The organism is Pseudofrankia sp. EUN1h (genome assembly GCF_001854645.1).
Classification (GTDB): domain Bacteria; phylum Actinomycetota; class Actinomycetes; order Frankiales; family Frankiaceae; genus Pseudofrankia; species Pseudofrankia saprophytica.
Window position 1 is genome coordinate 55,320 of record NZ_MBLN01000072.1, and the last position, 18,950, is coordinate 74,269.

Annotated in this window: 11 protein-coding genes and 2 pseudogenes; 5 read left to right on the top strand and 8 right to left on the bottom strand. The window is 68.5% G+C overall.

What is annotated here, in order from left to right; translation table 11 throughout:
* Nucleotides 1-2 precede the first annotated feature (2 nt).
* Both BCD49_RS27990 and BCD49_RS27995 read left to right on the top strand, forming a co-directional pair.
* The gene (locus tag BCD49_RS27990) at nucleotides 3-803 is read left to right on the top strand and encodes an SDR family NAD(P)-dependent oxidoreductase (RefSeq protein ID WP_071042081.1); all 801 of its coding nucleotides are present in this window, start codon (nucleotides 3-5) and stop codon (nucleotides 801-803) included.
* A gap of 52 nt (nucleotides 804-855) precedes the next feature.
* A complete protein-coding gene (locus BCD49_RS27995; protein ID WP_007513304.1) occupies nucleotides 856-1,599 on the top strand; it encodes an SDR family oxidoreductase in 744 nt (247 codons plus the stop codon).
* 76 nt (nucleotides 1,600-1,675) lie between these two features.
* Here the strand turns inward: BCD49_RS27995 and BCD49_RS28000 are convergent, their stop codons facing one another.
* From BCD49_RS28000 to BCD49_RS28045, 8 genes and pseudogenes are all read right to left on the bottom strand, one after another.
* A complete protein-coding gene (locus BCD49_RS28000; RefSeq protein WP_007513301.1) occupies nucleotides 1,676-2,167 on the bottom strand; it encodes a MarR family winged helix-turn-helix transcriptional regulator in 492 nt (163 codons plus the stop codon).
* 9 nt (nucleotides 2,168-2,176) lie between these two features.
* Entirely contained in the window at nucleotides 2,177-2,734 is a 558-nt protein-coding gene (locus tag BCD49_RS45310; RefSeq protein WP_007513299.1) for a recombinase family protein, read from the bottom strand.
* A 783-nt stretch (nucleotides 2,735-3,517) separates the two neighbouring features.
* Nucleotides 3,518-4,099, bottom strand: a complete 582-nt coding sequence (locus BCD49_RS28015) for a dihydrofolate reductase family protein (RefSeq protein ID WP_007513297.1) — start codon at nucleotides 4,097-4,099, stop codon at nucleotides 3,518-3,520.
* 65 nt (nucleotides 4,100-4,164) lie between these two features.
* Nucleotides 4,165-5,010 (bottom strand): helix-turn-helix domain-containing protein, encoded by an 846-nt coding sequence (locus BCD49_RS28020; RefSeq protein ID WP_027140877.1) that lies wholly within the window; start codon nucleotides 5,008-5,010, stop codon nucleotides 4,165-4,167.
* Between the two features lie 437 nt (nucleotides 5,011-5,447).
* Nucleotides 5,448-8,624, bottom strand: a complete 3,177-nt coding sequence (locus tag BCD49_RS28025; protein ID WP_158072970.1) for an nSTAND1 domain-containing NTPase — start codon at nucleotides 8,622-8,624, stop codon at nucleotides 5,448-5,450.
* A gap of 405 nt (nucleotides 8,625-9,029) precedes the next feature.
* Nucleotides 9,030-9,478 (bottom strand): annotated as a pseudogene (locus BCD49_RS46530) (IS6 family transposase).
* 212 nt (nucleotides 9,479-9,690) lie between these two features.
* Nucleotides 9,691-11,685 (bottom strand): primary-amine oxidase, encoded by a 1,995-nt coding sequence (locus BCD49_RS28040; protein ID WP_007513287.1) that lies wholly within the window; start codon nucleotides 11,683-11,685, stop codon nucleotides 9,691-9,693.
* Between the two features lie 338 nt (nucleotides 11,686-12,023).
* A pseudogene (locus tag BCD49_RS28045) lies at nucleotides 12,024-12,700 on the bottom strand (IS6 family transposase).
* Between the two features lie 392 nt (nucleotides 12,701-13,092).
* Here BCD49_RS28045 and BCD49_RS28050 point away from each other — a divergent pair.
* Genes BCD49_RS28050 through BCD49_RS28060 form a run of 3 tightly spaced genes read left to right on the top strand, consistent with a single transcriptional unit; the run spans nucleotide 13,093 to nucleotide 18,946 of the window.
* On the top strand, nucleotides 13,093-14,943 hold the full coding sequence (locus BCD49_RS28050; protein ID WP_131803581.1) for a hypothetical protein: 1,851 nt from the start codon (nucleotides 13,093-13,095) through the stop codon (nucleotides 14,941-14,943).
* The gene (locus tag BCD49_RS28055) at nucleotides 14,944-18,030 is read left to right on the top strand and encodes an ATP-binding protein (RefSeq protein ID WP_071042084.1); all 3,087 of its coding nucleotides are present in this window, start codon (nucleotides 14,944-14,946) and stop codon (nucleotides 18,028-18,030) included.
* Nucleotides 18,023-18,946 carry a hypothetical protein gene (locus BCD49_RS28060; protein WP_007513279.1) on the top strand — a complete coding sequence of 308 codons (924 nt, stop codon included), beginning with the start codon at nucleotides 18,023-18,025 and terminating at the stop codon, nucleotides 18,944-18,946. Before BCD49_RS28055 ends, BCD49_RS28060 begins: the two co-directional genes overlap by 8 nt.
* Nucleotides 18,947-18,950: the final 4 nt, after the last annotated feature.

The following is an 18,950-nucleotide window of genomic DNA, read 5'->3' on the forward strand; positions in this document are numbered from 1 at the left end:
AGGTGGACCTTCATCTGACCGGCCGCCGCGCGCTGGTCACCGGGGGCAGCGGTGGCATCGGAAAGGCCATCGCCCGACAACTCCTTTGGGAGGGCTGCGACGTAGCACTTCTCGCCCGGGGTTCCGAGCGGCTGGACGCGACGGTCCGAGAACTGTCCGGCCATGGAAAAGGGAACGTCGTGGCCGTCGTGGGTGACACCGAGGACGACGGCTCGGTCCGCGAGGCGGTCGATCGGGCCGTGGGCCTGCTCGGCGGCCTGGACATCCTGGTGAACTGTGCTGYGGCGCCGGGGGGCGCGGCACCGGTCAGGACGGTCGCGGAGCTGAGCGGTCCACGGTTCGCCTCAGCCATGAACGACAAGGTGTTCGGCTACGCCCGCTGCGCCCAGGCCTGCGCGCCCCGCTTCGTCGAGCAGCGCTGKGGTCGGATCATCAACATCGCGGGCCAGGCCGCCCGCACCACCGGTTCGCCCCTCACCAGCATGCGTAACGCCGCCGTCGTGGCTCTCACCAAGACGTTGGCCGACGAACTGGGACCGCACGGCGTCGGAGTCTTCGTCGTCAACCCGGGTGCTACCCGGACCGAACGCACCGCCCAGCTGGTACTCGACCGCGCACGGCGCGCCGGCGTCGAGCCCGATGAGATCGAGGCGCGTCTCGCCCGCGGGTCGGCGCTGGGGCGCATGGTCACCGCGCGGGAGGTGGCCGACGTGGTCACGTTCCTGGCGTCCGAACGGTCGATGGCGATGCACGGCGACGTCGTCGGTGCCGGCGGCGGCCTGCCCGGGACCATCCACTACTAGACCCGGCCGCTTTCACAGGCGGCCGTCGGCTTACGGAGGCGGGCTCGCTCGCATGACACTGTCCGTACTGGTGACCGGGGGAGCCTCCGGCATCGGAAAGGCCGTCGCTGACAGCTTTCTCGACGACGGCGCCGCTGTGACCATATTCGACAGGAGACGGTCGACCGATCCTCGCGTGAAATCGGTCCTGGGGGATGTCCGGGTCTACGAGGACAACGAAAGGGCGGTCGGGACCGCCGCCATCGACGGTAGGCTCGACGTTCTGATCGTGAATGCCGGAATCCATGATGGGGGACTGCGTCTCCTCGATACCCAACCGCATCATCTCGAGGAGACGTTCAGGCGTGTGATCGATGTCGACGTCGTCGGCTACCTGCTGGCCGCGCGTGCGGCGGCAGACTCTCTGATCGCTGCCTCAGGATGCGTCGTACTGACGTTGTCCGACGCCGCGTTCGACGTCAGGTCCAACAACGCCGGAATCGCGTACCTGACCGCCAAACATGCCTGCGTCGGTCTCGTGCATGGCCTGGCGCGTGACCTGGCGCCGGCTGTTCGGGTGAATGGTGTCGCTCCGAGCGGAGTACCGACATCCCTTGTCGCCGCGGACGGTGATCGCGACGAACGCCCCGCGATCACCGACGCCGCACGCCTTCGTAGCGCTGTCGCCTCCCGCACCCTTCTGAATCGGGCGATCGAACTCGAGGACGTCGTTTCCGCCTTCCGTTTCCTCTGCGGACCTGGGGCGGCATCGATCACCGGACAGATCCTCCGAACTGACGGTGGGCTCATTCCCTAGCCTTGAGCCCACCGGTCCTCGCGGGCGCGTCGCTGGTGATTGCTGGAAGGACCCGCGGTCGACGTGGTCAGACGACTCAGCCGGAGAATCTGTCGAGGTCGCTACCGTCAGGATCGACGGTGCGGGAGATGCGGCGCCCGATGTCGCCCAGCTGCCGCTGCTGCGCGCGGGTGAGGGGATCGAAGACCAGAGCGCGGACCGTCTCGACGTGCCCGGGAGCGGCCGCGGCGAGTTTCTCCCAGCCCGCGTCCGTCAGGGTTGCCAGGGTGCAGCGGCCGTCGGTGGGGTCCGGCGCGCGGCGGACCCAGCCCGCCTTCTCCAGCCGCCCGGCCACGTGGGAGAGCCGGGAGAGTGATCCGTTGGCGAAGACGGCCAGGGCGCTCATGCGCAGGGTGCGCTCGGGGGCCCCGGACAGCATCGCCAGCACCTGGTACTCGAAGTGGCTGATCCCGGCGTCCCGCTGGAGCTGGTCGTCGAGTGCGGCGGGAAGCCTGATCAGCACCCTGGCAAGGGTCAGCCAGGTCTGCATCTCCTCGTCGGTCAGCCAGCGCGGCTGCTGCGCGTCCACACCGTCAGCCTAGCTTGAAGCATCAACAAGGCAACGATCGGAAACTATTTGACAGGTCAAGCGACTCCGTCTAGGTTTTCGTTGAAACTTCAATAGACTGACGCCGTTGGACGTGGTCCGCAGGGGCGGGAAGGTCGCCAGCACCCTGGGCGCCGCCGCCGACGAACAGACCCTCGCCGCCGTCGGCCTGACCGGCACCAGCGTCATGGCCGCCCCCGTTCGTGAGCTTGTCGCTGAGCTCGCTTTGCCCTGCATGCGCCGGCCGCACTGCTGGTGGAACAGCAGGCTTCGAAGCGCGTAGGGATGCTGTGTTCGCGGCGTACCGATGCGTCCTGAGGCCGGGCCACGGGTGCTGAGGCGCTGCTGGGCGGCGAGGAAGGTGCTCTCGTCGATGATTGCCGGGTGCGCGGGGCGCTCCGACCAGACCCACTTGTCCTTCTCGTTCCACTTCAGCTTGGTTTCGTAGCCGAAGGCGACGTCCTCGACGTCGAGTAGCTCCTCATGCTTGCGCTGCTTGTTCCACACCTGGTGGCCGGTGTATCGACGGTTGGCCAAGATCGCCTGCACGGCACTCTTGCACCAGGCAACGCCCTCACGATGGGGGTTGCGGGTTCACCGACCMGTCCCGGGCGCTCTGTCTGAAGCTCGTCGGCACCCCGCACGCCGACCGGCCCCTGGCCGGCATGTGTGACTCCGCGCGCTGCCCGCAAGCCACCGGCTCCTGCGCGGCGAGATCCCGCTCGGCGGCCGCTGCGACATCACAACCCTGGCCGTCGAGTCCGGCGTCGACCGCACCGCCTTCCGCGGCACCCGGCCCTACGCCGATCTCCGCGCCGAGTTCGGACGGCGCCTACGGACCCTCCAGCAGGCTAGCGATCAGCCCGACCCGCGCGACGCGCAGATCACCCGCCTCAAGACCGAGATCACCGGGCTGAAGAACCGTGTGGTCGAGTCAACCAGCACGATCAACGAACTCACCGAGTTCCAGACCCAGGCCCTCGCGCGACTCGCCGCTCAACATGACGAGATCATCCGTCTGCGAGCCGCCGCCACCTCCGCCAGCCGAGTCAGCCGACTTCCGCAACGGGCAGCGACCATTGGCTCATGCAACTGACCGAGCGACCAGGCCGACAGTGAAGCGGCGTCGGTGTTCGGACAAGGGAGGGGGCCGGCCAAGATACGACGGAAACCGGCAACCAGTGATCTTGAGTTGAACTTGCCGCAGGTGAGGTGCTGGGGCGGATCGGCGTCGGCTGCCCGACCAGGGGACAGCGATGCGCAAACGCAGCCGGAGGYCCGATCTTGTGTCACCGTTCGCAGTGGACTTCTTCGCGTACCCGCTCAGATCGGTCAACGGCGTACCCGATAGCGCAGGTGAAGCACCCGGCTGCCCTGAATCACCACGTCAGGACCCTCCAACAGGTGCTGTGCGTGGACCGACCCGAAGTAGCGCTTGCCGGACCCGAACACGACGGGTACGACGTCCATGCGCACCTCGTCGATCAGGCCCGCGGCAAGCACCTGGCCACCGACGTCGCCAGCGGCGACCTCGACCATGCGGTCACCCGCAAGCTCCTGCGCCTTGGCCACGGCTGCCTCGACGCCGTCGACGAAGTGAAACGGCGCCTCGGGGTCCCAGCCCTTGGGCTCCGGCCGGTGCGTCACGACGACCACGTGGTCGACCCCGCTCGGCGGCTTCCCGTCCCAGCCGTCCGTCAGGTCGAAGACGTGGCGGCCGGCGATTGTCACCCCGATCTGGTCCCAGTACGGCCGGGTGTAGTCGTAGGACGTCTGCGACACCTTCACCTCGCCGCTCTCGTCCAACGGGACGTCACCGCTGACCAACCAGTCGAACAGCGGTCCGGGCTGGTCATTCTCGTCCGCGACGAAGCCGTCCACCGACACGGAGCTGTACATGACCACCTTGCCCACGGGGCTCTCCTCTGCTTCGGGGAGCCCCAAATTAGCGCGTCCTCAGCTGTCGCTCTTGTAAGAAATCAATCGGCCGGCAGCGGCCAGCCGTCCAGCGCGTGGCCGGGATGATCGCGCAGGAACCGCCGCCGGACTTCGACGTACCGGGTCGGCGTGAGCCCGGTGAACGCCCGGAACTCGTGGCCGAAGTGGGCCTGGTCGAAGTAGCCTGCGCCACCGGCGAGCTCGCCCCAGTCGATCGGTTCGGCGGGGTTGATCGCGAGCACGGTGGCGGCGAAGCGGCGGGTGCGGGCCAGCCGCTTCGGCGTGACGCCGATGAGCTCCTTGAACCGCTGTGCCAGGTGAGTGTTGCTGACACCGGCTGCCACGCTCAGGTCGCCGATCGCCACCGCCCCGCTGGTCGCCGCGATGACGCTGCTCGTATGGCGGACCAGCCTCAGGCCGGGGGTCTCGCACAGCCGTCGCATCAGCTCCTCTTCGAGCAGCGTCAGCATCTCGTGCGGTCCGTCCGCCGTGGCCAGCCGGTCTCGCAGCTCAGCGGTGGCGGGCCGGCCCCAAACCTGCTCTACCGTCACCGGCCGGTCACACAGCTCGGCCGCGGGCATCGGCAGGAACGGCGCCAGCCCCCACGGCTTGACGTGCACGCCGACGGACCGGGTCGGGAGTGGGTAGCCGAAGTCCCACGCGCGGGTGGGCATGGTGACCACGCAGCCGTCGGCGTACTCGGCCGTCTCGATGTCGGTCCCGGCGCGGATACGGAACGGCGCCCCGAGGTTGACGATGAGCAGCGCCGCCGGCGCCGGCGGCAGCGTCAGCCGGGCGTACGGCGGCGCACCCTCCAGGTAGTAAAGGTCGTCGATCAGCCCGTCCAGCGGCGGTCGCGGCACTCTGGACACGTACTCCACGCGCACAGCATCGCCGACGCCCCGCCGGCATCGCCCGCCGGGATGGTCCAGCCGCGCTGCCGCCAGCATCGAGCCAGCGCCGATCCMGGACGAGCGCCCGGCCGCGGACATTTGCGTGGATACGCGTGCTGCGTGAGAGATGGAGGATTCTCGGCCCCTCCGGTGTCGCCCTGCTTCCCCCTAGCGTGCGAGGCGATCTGGTTTGCCACACCGACCTGTGTCTGGAAAACGCCATGATCCGGTATGTTGCAGTTCCTCGCGGTCTGGGCGACATGTCCACGTACGGCACTGGTCGACGGCCGGGACCGAGGTGGACACCACGTTGGACCGTGTGGCCGTCCCGTCGGCGAGGGAGAGCCGCCATTCGCAACGAGCCCGACGGGCGCTTCACTCCACGCGGCCTAGCGATGTCTTCACTGGCAGATCACTCTTAACGGTTATTCCTAACGCCCGATGCGGGCTGGGTCGCAGGTATTCCGGAATGGTTCATCCGGCAGATACTGGTCCCATTCTTTTTCGGTTAGGCCGCCGCCCGCGCGTTGACAGGACACCTCTACCACATGCGTCCGAAGCTGCTGCAAACTGGCGGCGTCCCACAGTCGTACTGTGGTGTCCCAGCTGGCGGTGGCGAGGATGCCGTCGGGGCCAAATTCCAGTTTGGATATCGAGTCGGTGTGGGCGGTGAGGGGGTCGCCGACTTGGCGTGGATTGATTGGGTCGGATATGTCCCAGAGCTGTATCGTCTTCTCGTCGGCGGTGGCGAGGAGACTGCCGGGTCCGAGCGCCACGTCCGCCTCAGAGTTGGTGTGGCCGGTGAGGGGGTTGCCAAACTGGTGGGCGCTATCTGGACTGGCCACGTCCCACAGTCGTACTGTCCCGTCATCGCTGGCGGATACTAGTATCCCATTTCGTCCGAAGGCCACCGAGGTCACCGAACTGGCGTAGCTGGTGGTAAGAGGCTTACCGCGCTGGTAGGGGTGATCGAGATCAGTGACGTCCCACAGTCGTACTGTGGTGTCCCAGCTGGCGGTGGCGAGGATACCGTTTGGTCCGAATGCCAGCGTGAATATATCGTCGGTGTGGCCGGTCAGACTGCCGCCTCTGCGAGGGTTGGCCGGGTCGGTGACGTCCCAGAGCTGCACCGTCTTCCCRCTGACGGCGGCGAGAACTCCGCCAGGGCCGAAGGCCAGCGTGTCGACGGGGCCGATGAAGGAAGCGTCGAGTTGCTGAGGGTTGGTGGGGTCAGTGACGTCCCAGAGTTGTGCCGTCCCGCTGTCGCTGGTTGTGGCGATGAGCCCATTGACGCTGAATGTCATTGTGGACAAAAGGCCGGCGTCACCCGTGAAGAAGCGACCCGCCGGGTCGGGGTGCGCTGGGTCTGTGACGTTCCATAGCAGTACCGTTCCGTCGTTGCCGGCGGAGGCCAGTGTCTCATTGGGTCCAAAGGCCACTACCCACACCTGGCTGGAGTGGGCGGTGATGGTGGCGCGCAGAGCGGGGGTGTCGCCCAAGAGGCCGAGCAGATTGCCGCGAATGCGGTCTCGGTGATTGCGGGGGGAAAGGTCGTAGGCGGCCACGGCAAGACGAAGTGCTAGGACCGGGTCCTTGGCGCGGATACTGTCGGCGCGGACAAGGAGCTGGTCGGCGGTCCTGACACGGTCTCCTTCTTCCGCAGTACCCCTCATCTGAAGGCCATAGACCACAAGAACGACGAGGGCGACGAGGAGGCCGATAAAAACGGTCCAAATGCGGGCGAGCCTGCGTCGGCCTCGACGACGGCTATCGATCAGAAAATCGCGGGTGACGGACGTGAGGTTGTCTGAGTCGAAAGCAGCGAGTGYTTCAGCCGCTAGGGGAAGGCTCCACAACCGTTTGGGTGGGCGACCGTGATGATCCCAGTCGGCGGCAGCAGTATCGGCCTGACTGCGTAGCCGGAGCTGGTCGGACCTCTGATCGATCGCTTTGGCGAGAGGGCACCAGTCTGCGAAGAGCCGTTCGTGGGCGATGTCAATGGTCGCTGAGCCGCCGGGAGTAGCGTCAACAGTAAGCAGCCGGTGGGCAATGAACGGCGCGAGTGTACTGCGGATGCGATCATTTATGTCGTCGAGGGTAAGACGGTGGCGCGTTGGGCGGCCCTCGGTGTCAACGCTGATCAGTTGCAGCAGGCCAGTCAGCACCTCTTCACGGCTGAGGCCAGTAGCGGTGGCGGCCTTGTCGAGGGCGACGTCGGCATGTTCGATGAGAACGCTACGCACTTCGCCGATAGCTTCGTACAGAACATCGGAGATTATTGTCGTGCCTACCCGGTGCGCTTGGACGCAGAGCCGTTGTAGCGTAAAGGCAAGTAGCGGCAGGGCTTGCCCGTCTCCGGTGTCGGTAACCAGACGAGCAACCAGCTGGTCGTCGATGGTCAGCCCGGCCAGTCGCGCCGGCTCGCTGACCACCAGACGAAGCATTTCTTGGCGCAATGGGAGGATTGCCTCGGTACGTATTGGTAGCCCTACCTGTGTGGTCTCCTCGACGAGCCGTCCAAGATACTCCGAGCGCAGGGTAGCGACCACCCGCACAGGTCCGGCACTTGCCGCGGCGAGCACGGCGAGAAATTCCTTCCTGCTGTCTGGGCTGGCTCGAACCAGCAGCTCCTCCGCTTGGTCGATGATGACCAGCAGCCGCGGYGCGGTCCGAGCTGCCGCGAGAAGTGCTCGCGTAACCTCCACGATCGCATCCGGCTTGGCGAGCTGGCTGGTCAGCTGGCTGCTTTCCCAATTCAACCCGTGATCGCGGGCTAGATCGGCGAGCACCTCTGCCAACGCGACCAGTGGCCGGTCACCGGGGGCGAAGGGAGGTGCCACCAGCCAGTGGTAGGGATCGTCCGTCATCGCCGGGACAAGCCCGGCTGCGACAAGAGACGACTTGCCGCACCCGGACGGGCCAACCACTGCCAGCAGCCCAGCTCTGTCCCCAGCCGGGCTGGTCAAGGTGTCTACGAGCCATCTGATCTCCGCGTCTCGGCCTTTGAACACTGCCGCCAGGCTGGCGTCGAAGGCAGCGAGACCGGGAAATGGTGACCTGCCCGGCGGCCATGCCGCCCCCCGTCCCTGAAACTGACCGGGGAAGTACAGCGCCTTCTGGCCAGTACCAGTACCTGGCCTGCCTGGGAACGCCAGGACATGTTCAGGTCTCTTCGCGCCGCGCACGGCCGCCAGCAGCCGTTCATAGGCGGTTGCTTCATCAACGCCGAACAGGTCGGTAGTGACCCGTTCGGAAAGCAATCCCGGCAAGAGGAAGTCTTCTACCCGCATCGGCAGGAGTTTGCGGAGATCACCCAACGGGTCCTCCGCCAGTGCGGATAGCCATTCCACCGCCTTACGCTTTGACGCAAAATAGGCAGGCGAGGCAACCGCTATGATCCGCTTTGCTTCTATCAGGGCGCGATGCTGCTCCCCGGTCCGGTGCATCCCGACGGAGAGGTCCCATGCCTCAACCCGAACGCTGTACCCGGCTTCCTCCAGCCGACTGGATATCCAGGTCGCCCACTCCTCGTCGGTTTCTATGTAGGACACGAGAAAATCTACGCCGCCGCCAGTTTGCGGGCCAGCGGGCGAGTCCGCTTCGGTCACCACCCATCTAGGGTCCCATATCACCGTCCTGTCAAAGAAGGAGGCCCCCAGCGGTGTCTTCGGTCAGAGCTGCTCGCGCCGGTGAGAAGCGCGCCGAGGTAAGGGGCCAACCCTCGCCGGAGGACAGCCCCGAGGTCACCTGCCTTGTTAGAAAGGCCAAACGCGGCTCCGATCCGGGTCCAGCACTTTCGGCGCTCCGCCGGCGCACCACCTGGCATGCTGCAAGATGTTCGGTGGCCTGCCCAGGGCGGTTCGGATCCGACAGAGGGATGCCGGGCATGCCGCCCTCGGCCCACGAGACGCTGATCGAGCCGGCCCGGCCCGATCCGAAAGCCACCACCGTCACCGACGGCGTTGTTGCGCCCGGCCGAGACACGGCATGGCAGATGCGGTTCCGTGCCCTGGTCACGGCGCCAGAGCGAGCTCGGTGAACGCTGCCGCGAGGCGGCGGTGGGGTTCGGTGTCGGTGGCGAGTTCGTAGTGGCCGCGGCGAAGGTTCTGGACGAAGGCGTGGCCGGAGCTGATGATCTGGGCGGAGCGCAGCCGTTTGAGCCCTCGCATCGGCCGCAGCCGGGCTTTCGACCGGCCATGATCGGCCACTTGCCGGCGATCTTGACGTACGTTTCGTCCGCGAACCATCTGTCGCCGGGGCTGTGGCGACACGGCCGGGCGGCGTCGATCAGCAGCGGGGTGAAGCGGCAGACCCATCGGCAGATCGTGACGTGGTCGACGTCGATGCAGCGCTCGGCGAGCAGCTCCTCGACATCGCGGTAGGACAGAGAGAACCGCAGGTACCACCGCACCGCCAGAACGATCACCTCCTGCGGGAACCGGAACCCGGCGAACTCCGGCACTGGTACCGGCGGACCAGGGCAGCGAGACACCACTCGATCATGCCTCGACCACCGAAGTGGACCACTGCACCAGCCCGTGCAACAGCGCCCCGCCAGCTGATACCGGCCGGCCCGCTCGACGACGATCTCTGCCGCGCTGGCCTGGCCGTGCTCGAGGCCTGCACGCTGTCCGTGACCGCGCCGGTGGCCGCGGTCGGCTGTCATTTCTACGTTCAGTGGCAGTTGCACTCGCCGCCGGCGGCGCAGTGGGCGCAGCCGGTGTGGCAGGCGGCGGGCTCGGGCGGGACGTCGAGCATCGGGTTGCCGTCGAAGAAACCGAACGGCTTCAGGTGGAAGCCGATCTTCGTGACCGGCATGACCGGCCAGTCCTCCGGTCGGACGACGTGGTGGGCGCCGGCCGTGTACCAGAGGACGACGTCCGTGTCCGCCAGCGGACGGTCGGCCTGGACGTACCTGGCCACGCCGTCGCCGCTGATGTTCTGGGCGACGTAGTCGCCGCAGGCGTAGCGCTCAGCCGGGTCATACGCGGTCACCCACAACTGCTTCGTCGCGAAGCCGCCACGCTGGGCCTGCTGGGAACCGTCGACCCACAGCGGCGCGGTGTAGGCGCCGGGCTCGAGCTTGTACGCCGTCGGGGCGCCCAGCTTGGACGTCCGGTCCGCACTGGCGATCAGCCACGCGCGGCCGTTCAGCGGGTTGCCGTCCCTGCCGCTCATGGCCTCGGAGGTAATCGGAGTCTTCACCGTCCGCCAGGCGTTGCCGTGGGGGTTCGCGGGGCTCATCGGGCCGGCCGAGACCGAGTCGACCTCGTAGACGGTGTTCCGGTCGCCGTCGACCCGCATGTCCAACCGAATGCTGAAGTAGTGCTCGTGGTTCGGCGCGTGCAGCCCGGGCGCGATCAGGGTGCCGTACTCCGGCGTCGCACCGACCTCGCAGGCACCGGTCGAGAGGATTCCCGTCAGCTTGATTTCCAGCTCGATCGAGCCGTCGAGATAGAGATTCCAGTAGAAGCCGTACTCGTAGTTGCCGACGGTGGCGTAAAAGGAGACGACGAGGCGGCGGTTGCGGCGGACCTCGCCGCGCAGGGTGCGGAAGTCGGTGTGCTTCCAGCCGACCGACGCGTCCTCCTCGTGCATGCAGACCGCGTTGTCGATCGTGACCGGCTGGCCGTCCTGGTCATTGACGACGCCATCGAAGTAGAAGATCTCGCCGAGGCAGTCGCAGCCGAGGGTGAGCGAGTTCGCCAGCCAGCCCAGGCCGTACTCGCCCTCGTCGAACACGTTCTTGTTCCAATGCGTCGGCGCCGGGTCGCCATACGGGACGTACATCTCGGCCAGCGAGGCCCGGTACAGAACGGGACGTACCTCACCTCTGTCGACATAGCAGACGTCGTGCAGCACCAGACCCTCGCGGGGCGTGAAACCGATCCGCAGCCGCCAGTTCGCCCACTCGACGTAGTGACCCCCGACCGTGAAGCTCGGCCCGTCCGGCTGGATGATCTCGATCGGCTTCATCGGCGGACGTTGCTCGGTGAAACCCGTGACGTTGCCCGCCTGGACCATGAGGTCGGGCTCGTAGTTGCCGCCCAGCGGCGGCAGTGGGACGACGCCATGGTCAGCGACCTCGACGACCTCCATCGTGTCGAGGTCGACCGTGACGATCAGTCCCTCGACCGGGCGCGCGTAGCCGTTGTCGAACTGGGACGAGCGGACGAAGGTGAGCGGGCGGATGATGCGGCGCAGAGCCGGGTCGTCCTCGGGTCCGGTGTAGCCGCTGGCCCACGGGTCGATCATGCAGAGTTCGAAGTCGGTGACCCCACGCTTGCGAACTGCCTCCCGCCAGCGCGGGTCCGCGCGCACGACCGCCTCGCAGGCCATGAACTCCTCGGTCATCATCGGCGCCTGCATCCCGTCGACAGCGCGCCAGGAGACAACATGGCCGCGGGTGAGCGAGACGACGGCCTCGTAGGTGGTCCGCGTCTTCGGGTTGCGCAGCACCATCGCGGCCTGCCGGTCCCACGGCGTTCCGGCCGTCCAGGCGACGACCTGAGCCTTCGGCGGCTCGGCGAGCTCGACGTAGGCGAACCGGGAGCCCTCGACGAACAGGTCGGAGGTCGTCAGGATCGCGGTTGCCGCGCGCACCTCGTCACCGCTGAGCGGCTCGAGCGGGTGCGGCGCGGTGCCGATCGCATCGGCGGTGGTAGTCATCGTGCTCCTTGCCGAGGCGTGGTCCTCACAGTCAGGCGGACCACGCTAGCCGCGCTCCGTACCTGGCAGACGCCACCCACATTTCGCTCAGGAAAAACCGCCAAGCCCAGGGCAGAGCAACCGGCGCCGAGCCGACCACGGTTGGATCAGAACATTGCCGCCTACCGGTTTCACCGAAGGCGTTCCAGCCCGCACCGTGATGGAGCTGCTCGGCTACTCGACAATCCAGCTGATCATGAACACCTGCGCCCACGTCATGCCCGGGACCCAACGGAACGCGGTGGGCCTGTTGCATTCGGAGGGCCGGGGGCGCGCGAAGGCCCTGACAGGCGCGAGGATCAGACCATCGCGGCGAGTTCAGTGAACGCGAGCGATAGCCGCAGCTGTGGCTCGGCGTCGGTGGCGAGTTCGTAGTGGCCGCGGCGGATGTTCTGGATCAGGGCGTGTCCGGTGCTGACCGTCTGGCGGAGCGCAGGCGTTTGAGCCCGTGCATCGGCCGCAGCCGGGCTTTCAGCCGGCCGTGATCAGCTTCGACCTTGTTGTTCGCATACCGGACGTCGAGATGGGGCGCGGCGGGCAGCTGCTCGTCCAGGACCTGCGGGTAGGCCGGGGCCCGGTCGGTGGTCACCTCCACTGGGCGGCGACCGTGCGACAAAGCCCGGGCGAAGAACCGGCGCGCGGCGGCCAGGTCCCGTTTCTCGGATGCCGGCACGTCGATGACCTGCCCGAACTGGTCGATCGCCCGGTACAGGAAGCACGACCGACCCGTGATCTTGACATACGTTTCTTCGGCGAACCACCTGGCACCAGGGCTGTGGCGACACGGCCTGGCGGCGTCGACCAGCAGCGGCGTGAACCGGCGGACCCACCGGCAGATCGTGACGTGATCGACCTCGATGCCGCGCTCGGCCAGCAGCTCCTCGACGTCCCGATCTGACAGCGTGAACCGCAGATACCAGCGCACGCCGAGAACGATCACCTCGGCCGGGAACCGGTACCCGGCGAACTCCGACACCGGCACCGACGGACGAGCGCGGCCTCGAGACACCACTCGATCATGCCTCGAGCACCCAGATGGACCACGACATCGGCCTGTGCAACAGCGCCACCCAACCCCTCTCGAAGTGTCGCGTGGATGACTGGACCACATGCGCCATGCGGGCCCCGCGCCGCTCTTTTTCGGGGGACAATTGATGTGGTTGCGGCCGATTGCGAGCGGGTCGACGACGTCGTGGGGGTTGGATGACGGTTGGTCCTGAGGTTCCGACTCCCGAGCTAGCCCGCGCACTCTTCGTTTCCAGTCCCTCCTGGCGGCTGGGCTGGGCCTACCTGGATCCTGGCCGCAGGCCTAACCCGCACCGCGGCCGTGAACCCAGGCTCGTGGAGCCGTCGTTCAACGAGAAAGAGGTGCGCGCGCAGCTGAAGAAGCGTGATGTCGCCCTCGGGGTGTTCGGGCTGTTCGGCTTTCTGACCGGCATCCTCGCCGCGTTCGCCGCCCTGGCCCTCGTCGGTGTGACCATAACGTTTCTGGTGCCGAGCTGGCGCAAGTCCGAGATAGAAGACCAAGGCTACAGCTACCCTGTTCTCGCCGCCGAATTCCTACTCATGATCGCCCCTTTCGGTCTTCTTTGCCTCGTGCGGTTTTCCTGGATCGAGAGGCGCCTGAAATCCAAGCTCGAAGCGCGGCGGGAGAAATGGCGGGTCGAGGTCTTCAACGCGCAGGTGTCGTACCGGAACACGTGGGCGAAGTGGAAGAAGGCGTTCGACGGTCACGAGGAGGCCGAGCGCCGACGACGTGCGGCGGCGACGCTGTTCGATCCGATCCTGTTGCGTTCGCCCTGCGAGCGGCTCGACGTGGTGGGTGGCACGGAGGCCGGCTGGGCGAGCCTACTGGCCACGTTCGGGTCATCGGCGCTGGCGGGCGGCGCTGGCATCGTCGTGCTCGACCTGAGCGAGTGGGGTGTCGCGCACGGGCTGGCCGACCTGGCGGCGCAGGAGGACCATCAGGTTCGCCGCTGGGAGCTGCCCGCGGACCTGCCGCGGCTGATGTCGCTTGACGCGCTCGGCGCGGACGAGGTGGCGGACCTGCTGGCCGAGGCGGTGCACTCGGTCCGCGGCGAAGGCGCGGACCCGGCGATGCGCACCCTGGACGCAGACATCGTGCGGACGGTAGTCGACCGGCTGGGCGGATCATTCACCTTCCCGCGCATCGCCGCCGGGTTGCGCGTTCTCGAGAGCGCCGACGACGAGGGCATCGCGGCCCTGCTCACCACCGAGGAGATCACCGGCCTCGTCGCGGCGATGGACCGGTTCACCCGCAGCGACCGGGCGCGGGACGAGGTGCGACACGTCCGCGCCTCGGTGCAGCTACTTGCCGGCCCGCCGATCGGGCCGGTCACGGCCGAGAACGAGGCGGAGACGACGACGCCCGACGGTGACCACTGGTGGTCACCGGGGCCAGGCCTGCGGATCGTGGAGACCTCGGCGCGGATGACGTCGAGCGCCGGGAAGGACCTTACCGACCGGGTCACCTTTCAGGTCGTTCTGCACCATCTCCGGCAACGGCGGCCGACTCCGACGGGAATGGTCCTCGTCGTTGCCGGGGTGGACCATCTCGGCCGCGCGGCGCTGCGCGAGCTCGCCCGCTATGCGACCCGGGCGAAGGCACGGCTGGTCTACCTCCACCACGGCCTGGACGACGAGGTCGAGAAGCTGATCGGTTCGCCGGGCAGCGCCACCGTCGTCATGCAGCTCGGCAACGCGCGGGAKGCCGAGGCCGCCGCGCGGTTCATCGGACGTGGTTACAAGTTCGTGTTCTCACAGCTCACGGTGCAGGTCGGCCGCTCACTGACCAAGGGGTCCGCCGAGAGCGTCGGCGGACAGGAGGGCTGGTCGTACACCCACGCGGCGGGCACCGAGTCGTCGTCGCACAACTGGTCGCGCAGCTGGCAGACCACCCACAACCTCGCTGTGGCGGACAGCGTCAGCCACGGCGCGACCGTCCAGCGCGTCTACGAGTTCGCCGTCGAGCCAACCCGGATCCAGAGCCTGCCCGGGACCGCGTTCTTCCTGATCGACACGGTGGAAGGCAACCGCCTGACCCGATCCGGCGACTGCAACCCCGGTCTGGCGTCCCTGCGCAACACGTCCGCGGTCCCACGGTCGGCGCGTCCGGCGGCCGTCTCCGAACGGGCCCGCACCGGGGATCACGGATATCGGGTGTCCCGCGGTCGTCAGGTCACCGAGCCGGGGGGTTAGGTGTTCGACGGGTTCGAGCTCTTCCAGGTCGTGTCGGTGCCCAGGCCGCGCGCGGGCTCCGCGGACACCGAGCTGGCCGGCGCCCAGGTCTTCGCCGCGCTCATCGGCGCGCACGCCGAGCTGACCAGCCGTGCCGGCCCCGGCGAGACCGCGGGCGCGGCCAGCGGTGCCGCCTCGCCCGCGATCATGGTCGGCTGGATCCGACCGCGGGGTGAGCGCCGGATGCGGTTCCTGCTCGGCGGGCGGCCGTTCTTCCCGCCGGCCGACGTTCAGGAGGCGGTCGCGGGCCAGGACGGCGACGGCCCGCGCCGGGTCCTCTACCCGCCGGGCAGTCTCGCTCGGYCGGTCAGCACGCTGGACGTCGCCGCGGATCTGGACGCCTTCCCCTGCTGGCTGCGGTGCGCCGGGCGCCCCGAGGCACTCTGGGCGCCCGAGGCGCGGGGAACCAACCCCGTACGCCGGGGAGGCTTCGACGACTACGCGGCCCACCTCGACACGGCGTACGCGTGGCTGGTGGTGGCCCAGCCTCGGCCGGCGACGGACGTCGACCTCGAGCTGGCCCACCTGACCGCGCGGATCCCGCTGCTGCGGCAGCGGGAGAACCTGGCCTCGGCGAAGGTGGACCTCGAACGTGCCGAGTCGCGGTACCGGGAACTGAGCCGGGCCCACTCAGTCGGCATGTGGGACGTGGACATCCAGGTCGGCGCCACGTCCGCGGCCTCGGCCCGGATGGTCGCCGCGCTGATGTGCGGATCGAGTGACCTGGACGGCCTGCCCTACGCCCTCGCCCCGTGCGGACCGGTCGCCAGCGCCCCGTCCTGGTCGTTCGCCACCGGCCCCACCGCCGCGGAAGGCGTCCGGTCCGGTCCGGCCCACGGCCCGCGAGCTGACACCGGGGCGGTCGACGACGATGGCCCGCGTGCCCCCTTCGCCGCGAGCGCGGAACTCGTCATGGCGATCGCTCGGCTGCCCCGCCGGGAACTCCCGGGCATCAACCTGGTCCTGCCCCACACGTTCGACGTGACCCCCGAAGAGAACGGGGGACCCACCAGGAGCGCCGAACCCGGCGGCGGGACGCCGGTGCTGCTGGGTGACGTGCTGGACGCCGGCTGGGCGCCGAGCGGGCCGCTGATGGTGTCCCGGGCGACGCTGAACCGGCATGCCTTCGTCTGCGGCGCCACGGGCGCGGGCAAGTCGCAGACCGTGCGCTCGCTGCTGGAGTCGGTGAGTCTCGCGCCGGAGCCGATCCCCTGGCTGGTGCTCGAACCGGCGAAGGCCGAGTACGCCCGGATGGCCGGCCGGCTCGCCGGTCACGGCGAGGTCGTCGTCATCCGGCCAGGGCTGACCGGCGTCCGCCCGCCATCGTTGAACCCGCTCGAACCCGAGCCGGGTTTCCCGTTGCAGAGCCACCTCGACCTGGTCCGAGCGCTGTTCCTCGCCGCGTTCGAGGCCCACGAGCCGTTTCCACAGGTACTGGCCCGCGCACTGACCGCCTGCTACAGCGAGCACGGCTGGAACCTCGTCCTGGACCGGCCCGAACCACCGACGAGACCCAAGCTGTGGCGCCGCGGGCCGGACGCCGACCCGGACGTGCCGACCCGGCGGCGATACCCGACGCTGGGCGACCTTCAGCGCACCGCCAGCACGGTGATCCAGAACATCGGCTACGGGGCGGAGGTGACCGCCGACGTCCGCGGGTTCGTCGACGTGCGGATCGGCAGCCTGCGCGAGGGCACCCCGGGGCGGTTCTTCGAGGGCGGGCATCCGATCGACATCGGCGCGCTGCTGACCCGCAACGTGGTGTTCGAGCTGGAGGACATCACCAACGACCAGGACAAGGCGTTCCTGCTCGGCGCCGTGCTGATCCGGATCGTCGAGCACCTTCGGGTTCGCCATGGCCGCGGGGGCGCCGACGGGCTACGGCACCTGCTCGTCGTCGAGGAGGCGCACCGGCTGCTGCGCAACGTCGCCGACGGCCCGGCCGCGGCGGCGGTGGAGATGTTCGCCGCCCTGCTCGCCGAGATCCGCGCCTACGGCGAGGGCGTCATCGTCGTGGAGCAGATCCCGGCGAAGATCCTGCCCGACGTCGTCAAGAACACCGCGCTGAAGGTGATGCACCGCCTGCCGGCCGCCGACGACCGGCAGGTCGTGGGCGCGACGATGAACCTCACCGAGGAGCAGTCCGAACTCGTCGTCGCGCTGCCCCCGGGCGTCGCCGCGGTCACCGTCGACGGCATGGACCGGCCGCTGCTCGTCCGGATGACCCCAGGTGGGAATCGGGAGTCGCCGCGGCTGGCGTCCTACGACGGAGTTCCGCTGGCCGGGCCGCGATCGCGCCTGTGCCCGCCGACCTGCGCCGCCAGCCCCTGCCGGCTGGTTCACATGGTCGTCGCCGACCGGCTGGCCCGTGAACCCCTCCTGGTGGTCTGGGTCGAGGCCGTGACGATGCACCTCGTCACCGGCCTGGGAGACCTGCGCGGGGCACCGCCGCCACTTCTCCGGCCGGCCCTGGCCGGCCTGCTGAGCGAGGCCGATCCGGAGATCCGGCGCTGCGCGCTCGACTACTGCGTGGAGCGCGCGATCGCCGCCCGGAACACCCAGCTGGCCGGGGCGGTAGACCCCGACGACCTTGCCGATCGGCTGCTCGCGCTCCTGCTCGCCCAGCTCGACGGGACGCCGCTCGCACCGGCCGACGGCCGCCGGTTCACCGCCGGCATGTACCGCTGGCTCGACGTCCGGCGCGCCCTCGTCGAAGGCTGCCGAAAGCTGGGGAGAGACGCCCCGCCGCACGCGGACACCGACCTGTGGCGCCGCCGCGGGCTCGTCCTCGACGGGCTCACCCTGGGCGCCCAGCACGACGCCATGCTCGTCCACCGCTCGTTCGCCGACGGGCAGGACCAGGTCGTCACGGGGAACCTGGCGACCAGCCGACTGTGTCAGGCGGTCGTGGMCCTGACCGGCGGCCACACCGCCGCCTGCCTCGACCGAGCCATGCACCAGGCCTGCTCGGGCACCGTCCTGGACGACCTCGTCAAACAGGCAGCCAACCTCGTCGAAGCCGGATCTCTGGAGGGCACGCATGTCTGAGCTTCCCGTTCAAGGAATCTCCGAGACCATCAAGGCGGTCGCCGACGTGGTCAGTTCCGTTACCGAGGAGGTCGGCGGCGCGGCCGGGAAGGCCGCCGAAGCGGTCGGCACGGTCGCGGAGACCGCTGGGGAGGCCGCCACGGAGGCGTCGAGCGCCGCGGTCGAGACCGGCGCGCCCGCCCTGGAGGGCGCGCTTGCCAAGGCCAGCGCCCTCGACGGCTCCGCGGAGCCCCTGCCGGACCTTGTCGAGGCACCTGCCGGGGTTCCGGCGGAACCGAGCCCGGTGGAATCGGCACTCGTGAATCCGACGCAGGCCGATACACCGGGGCAGGCCATCGAACCGGGCTCAGGTGTCAATGCGGAGCATTCAACCCCGATCGATCACGAAGCCGGGGAGGCAGCATTGCCCGCAAGCACCCACGACAAGGCTGCCAGTCTCGACGGCACGTTCGGGCCCGAAACAACCGGGCTCCCGACCGAGACCGAAACTCCGGCCGGGAACTCGGACCGGGCCGACGGCTCGACGCCCGCATTGAAGAAAATCGGACTCGTTGCCGCGGCGGTCATCGCAGCGGCCGTCCCGAGCGGGGAAGGTTCGGCTGCGAAAGTAACCCCCGACATCTCACCCACGCAGGCCGTGGCAATGACGGGAGAGCGTCGACGCGAAGTGGACGAGCAACTGGCGGAGAACCCACCGACCGACAAGGGGAAGATAGCGACAGGACCACCCTTCCCGCCAGAATCCACGGAACCGGAACACCTCGCCCTCCCGCCGTCCGGCGACACATCGGAGAATCCACCGGAAGGCGCGGAGGCCGCAGCGACGGCGCCTCCGTTCACGCCGCAATCCACGGACGTCGTACAAGCCGACCTCCTGAAAGCCAGCGAGTCGCCAGGGTGGCGGTCTCTGACGTAGCGCC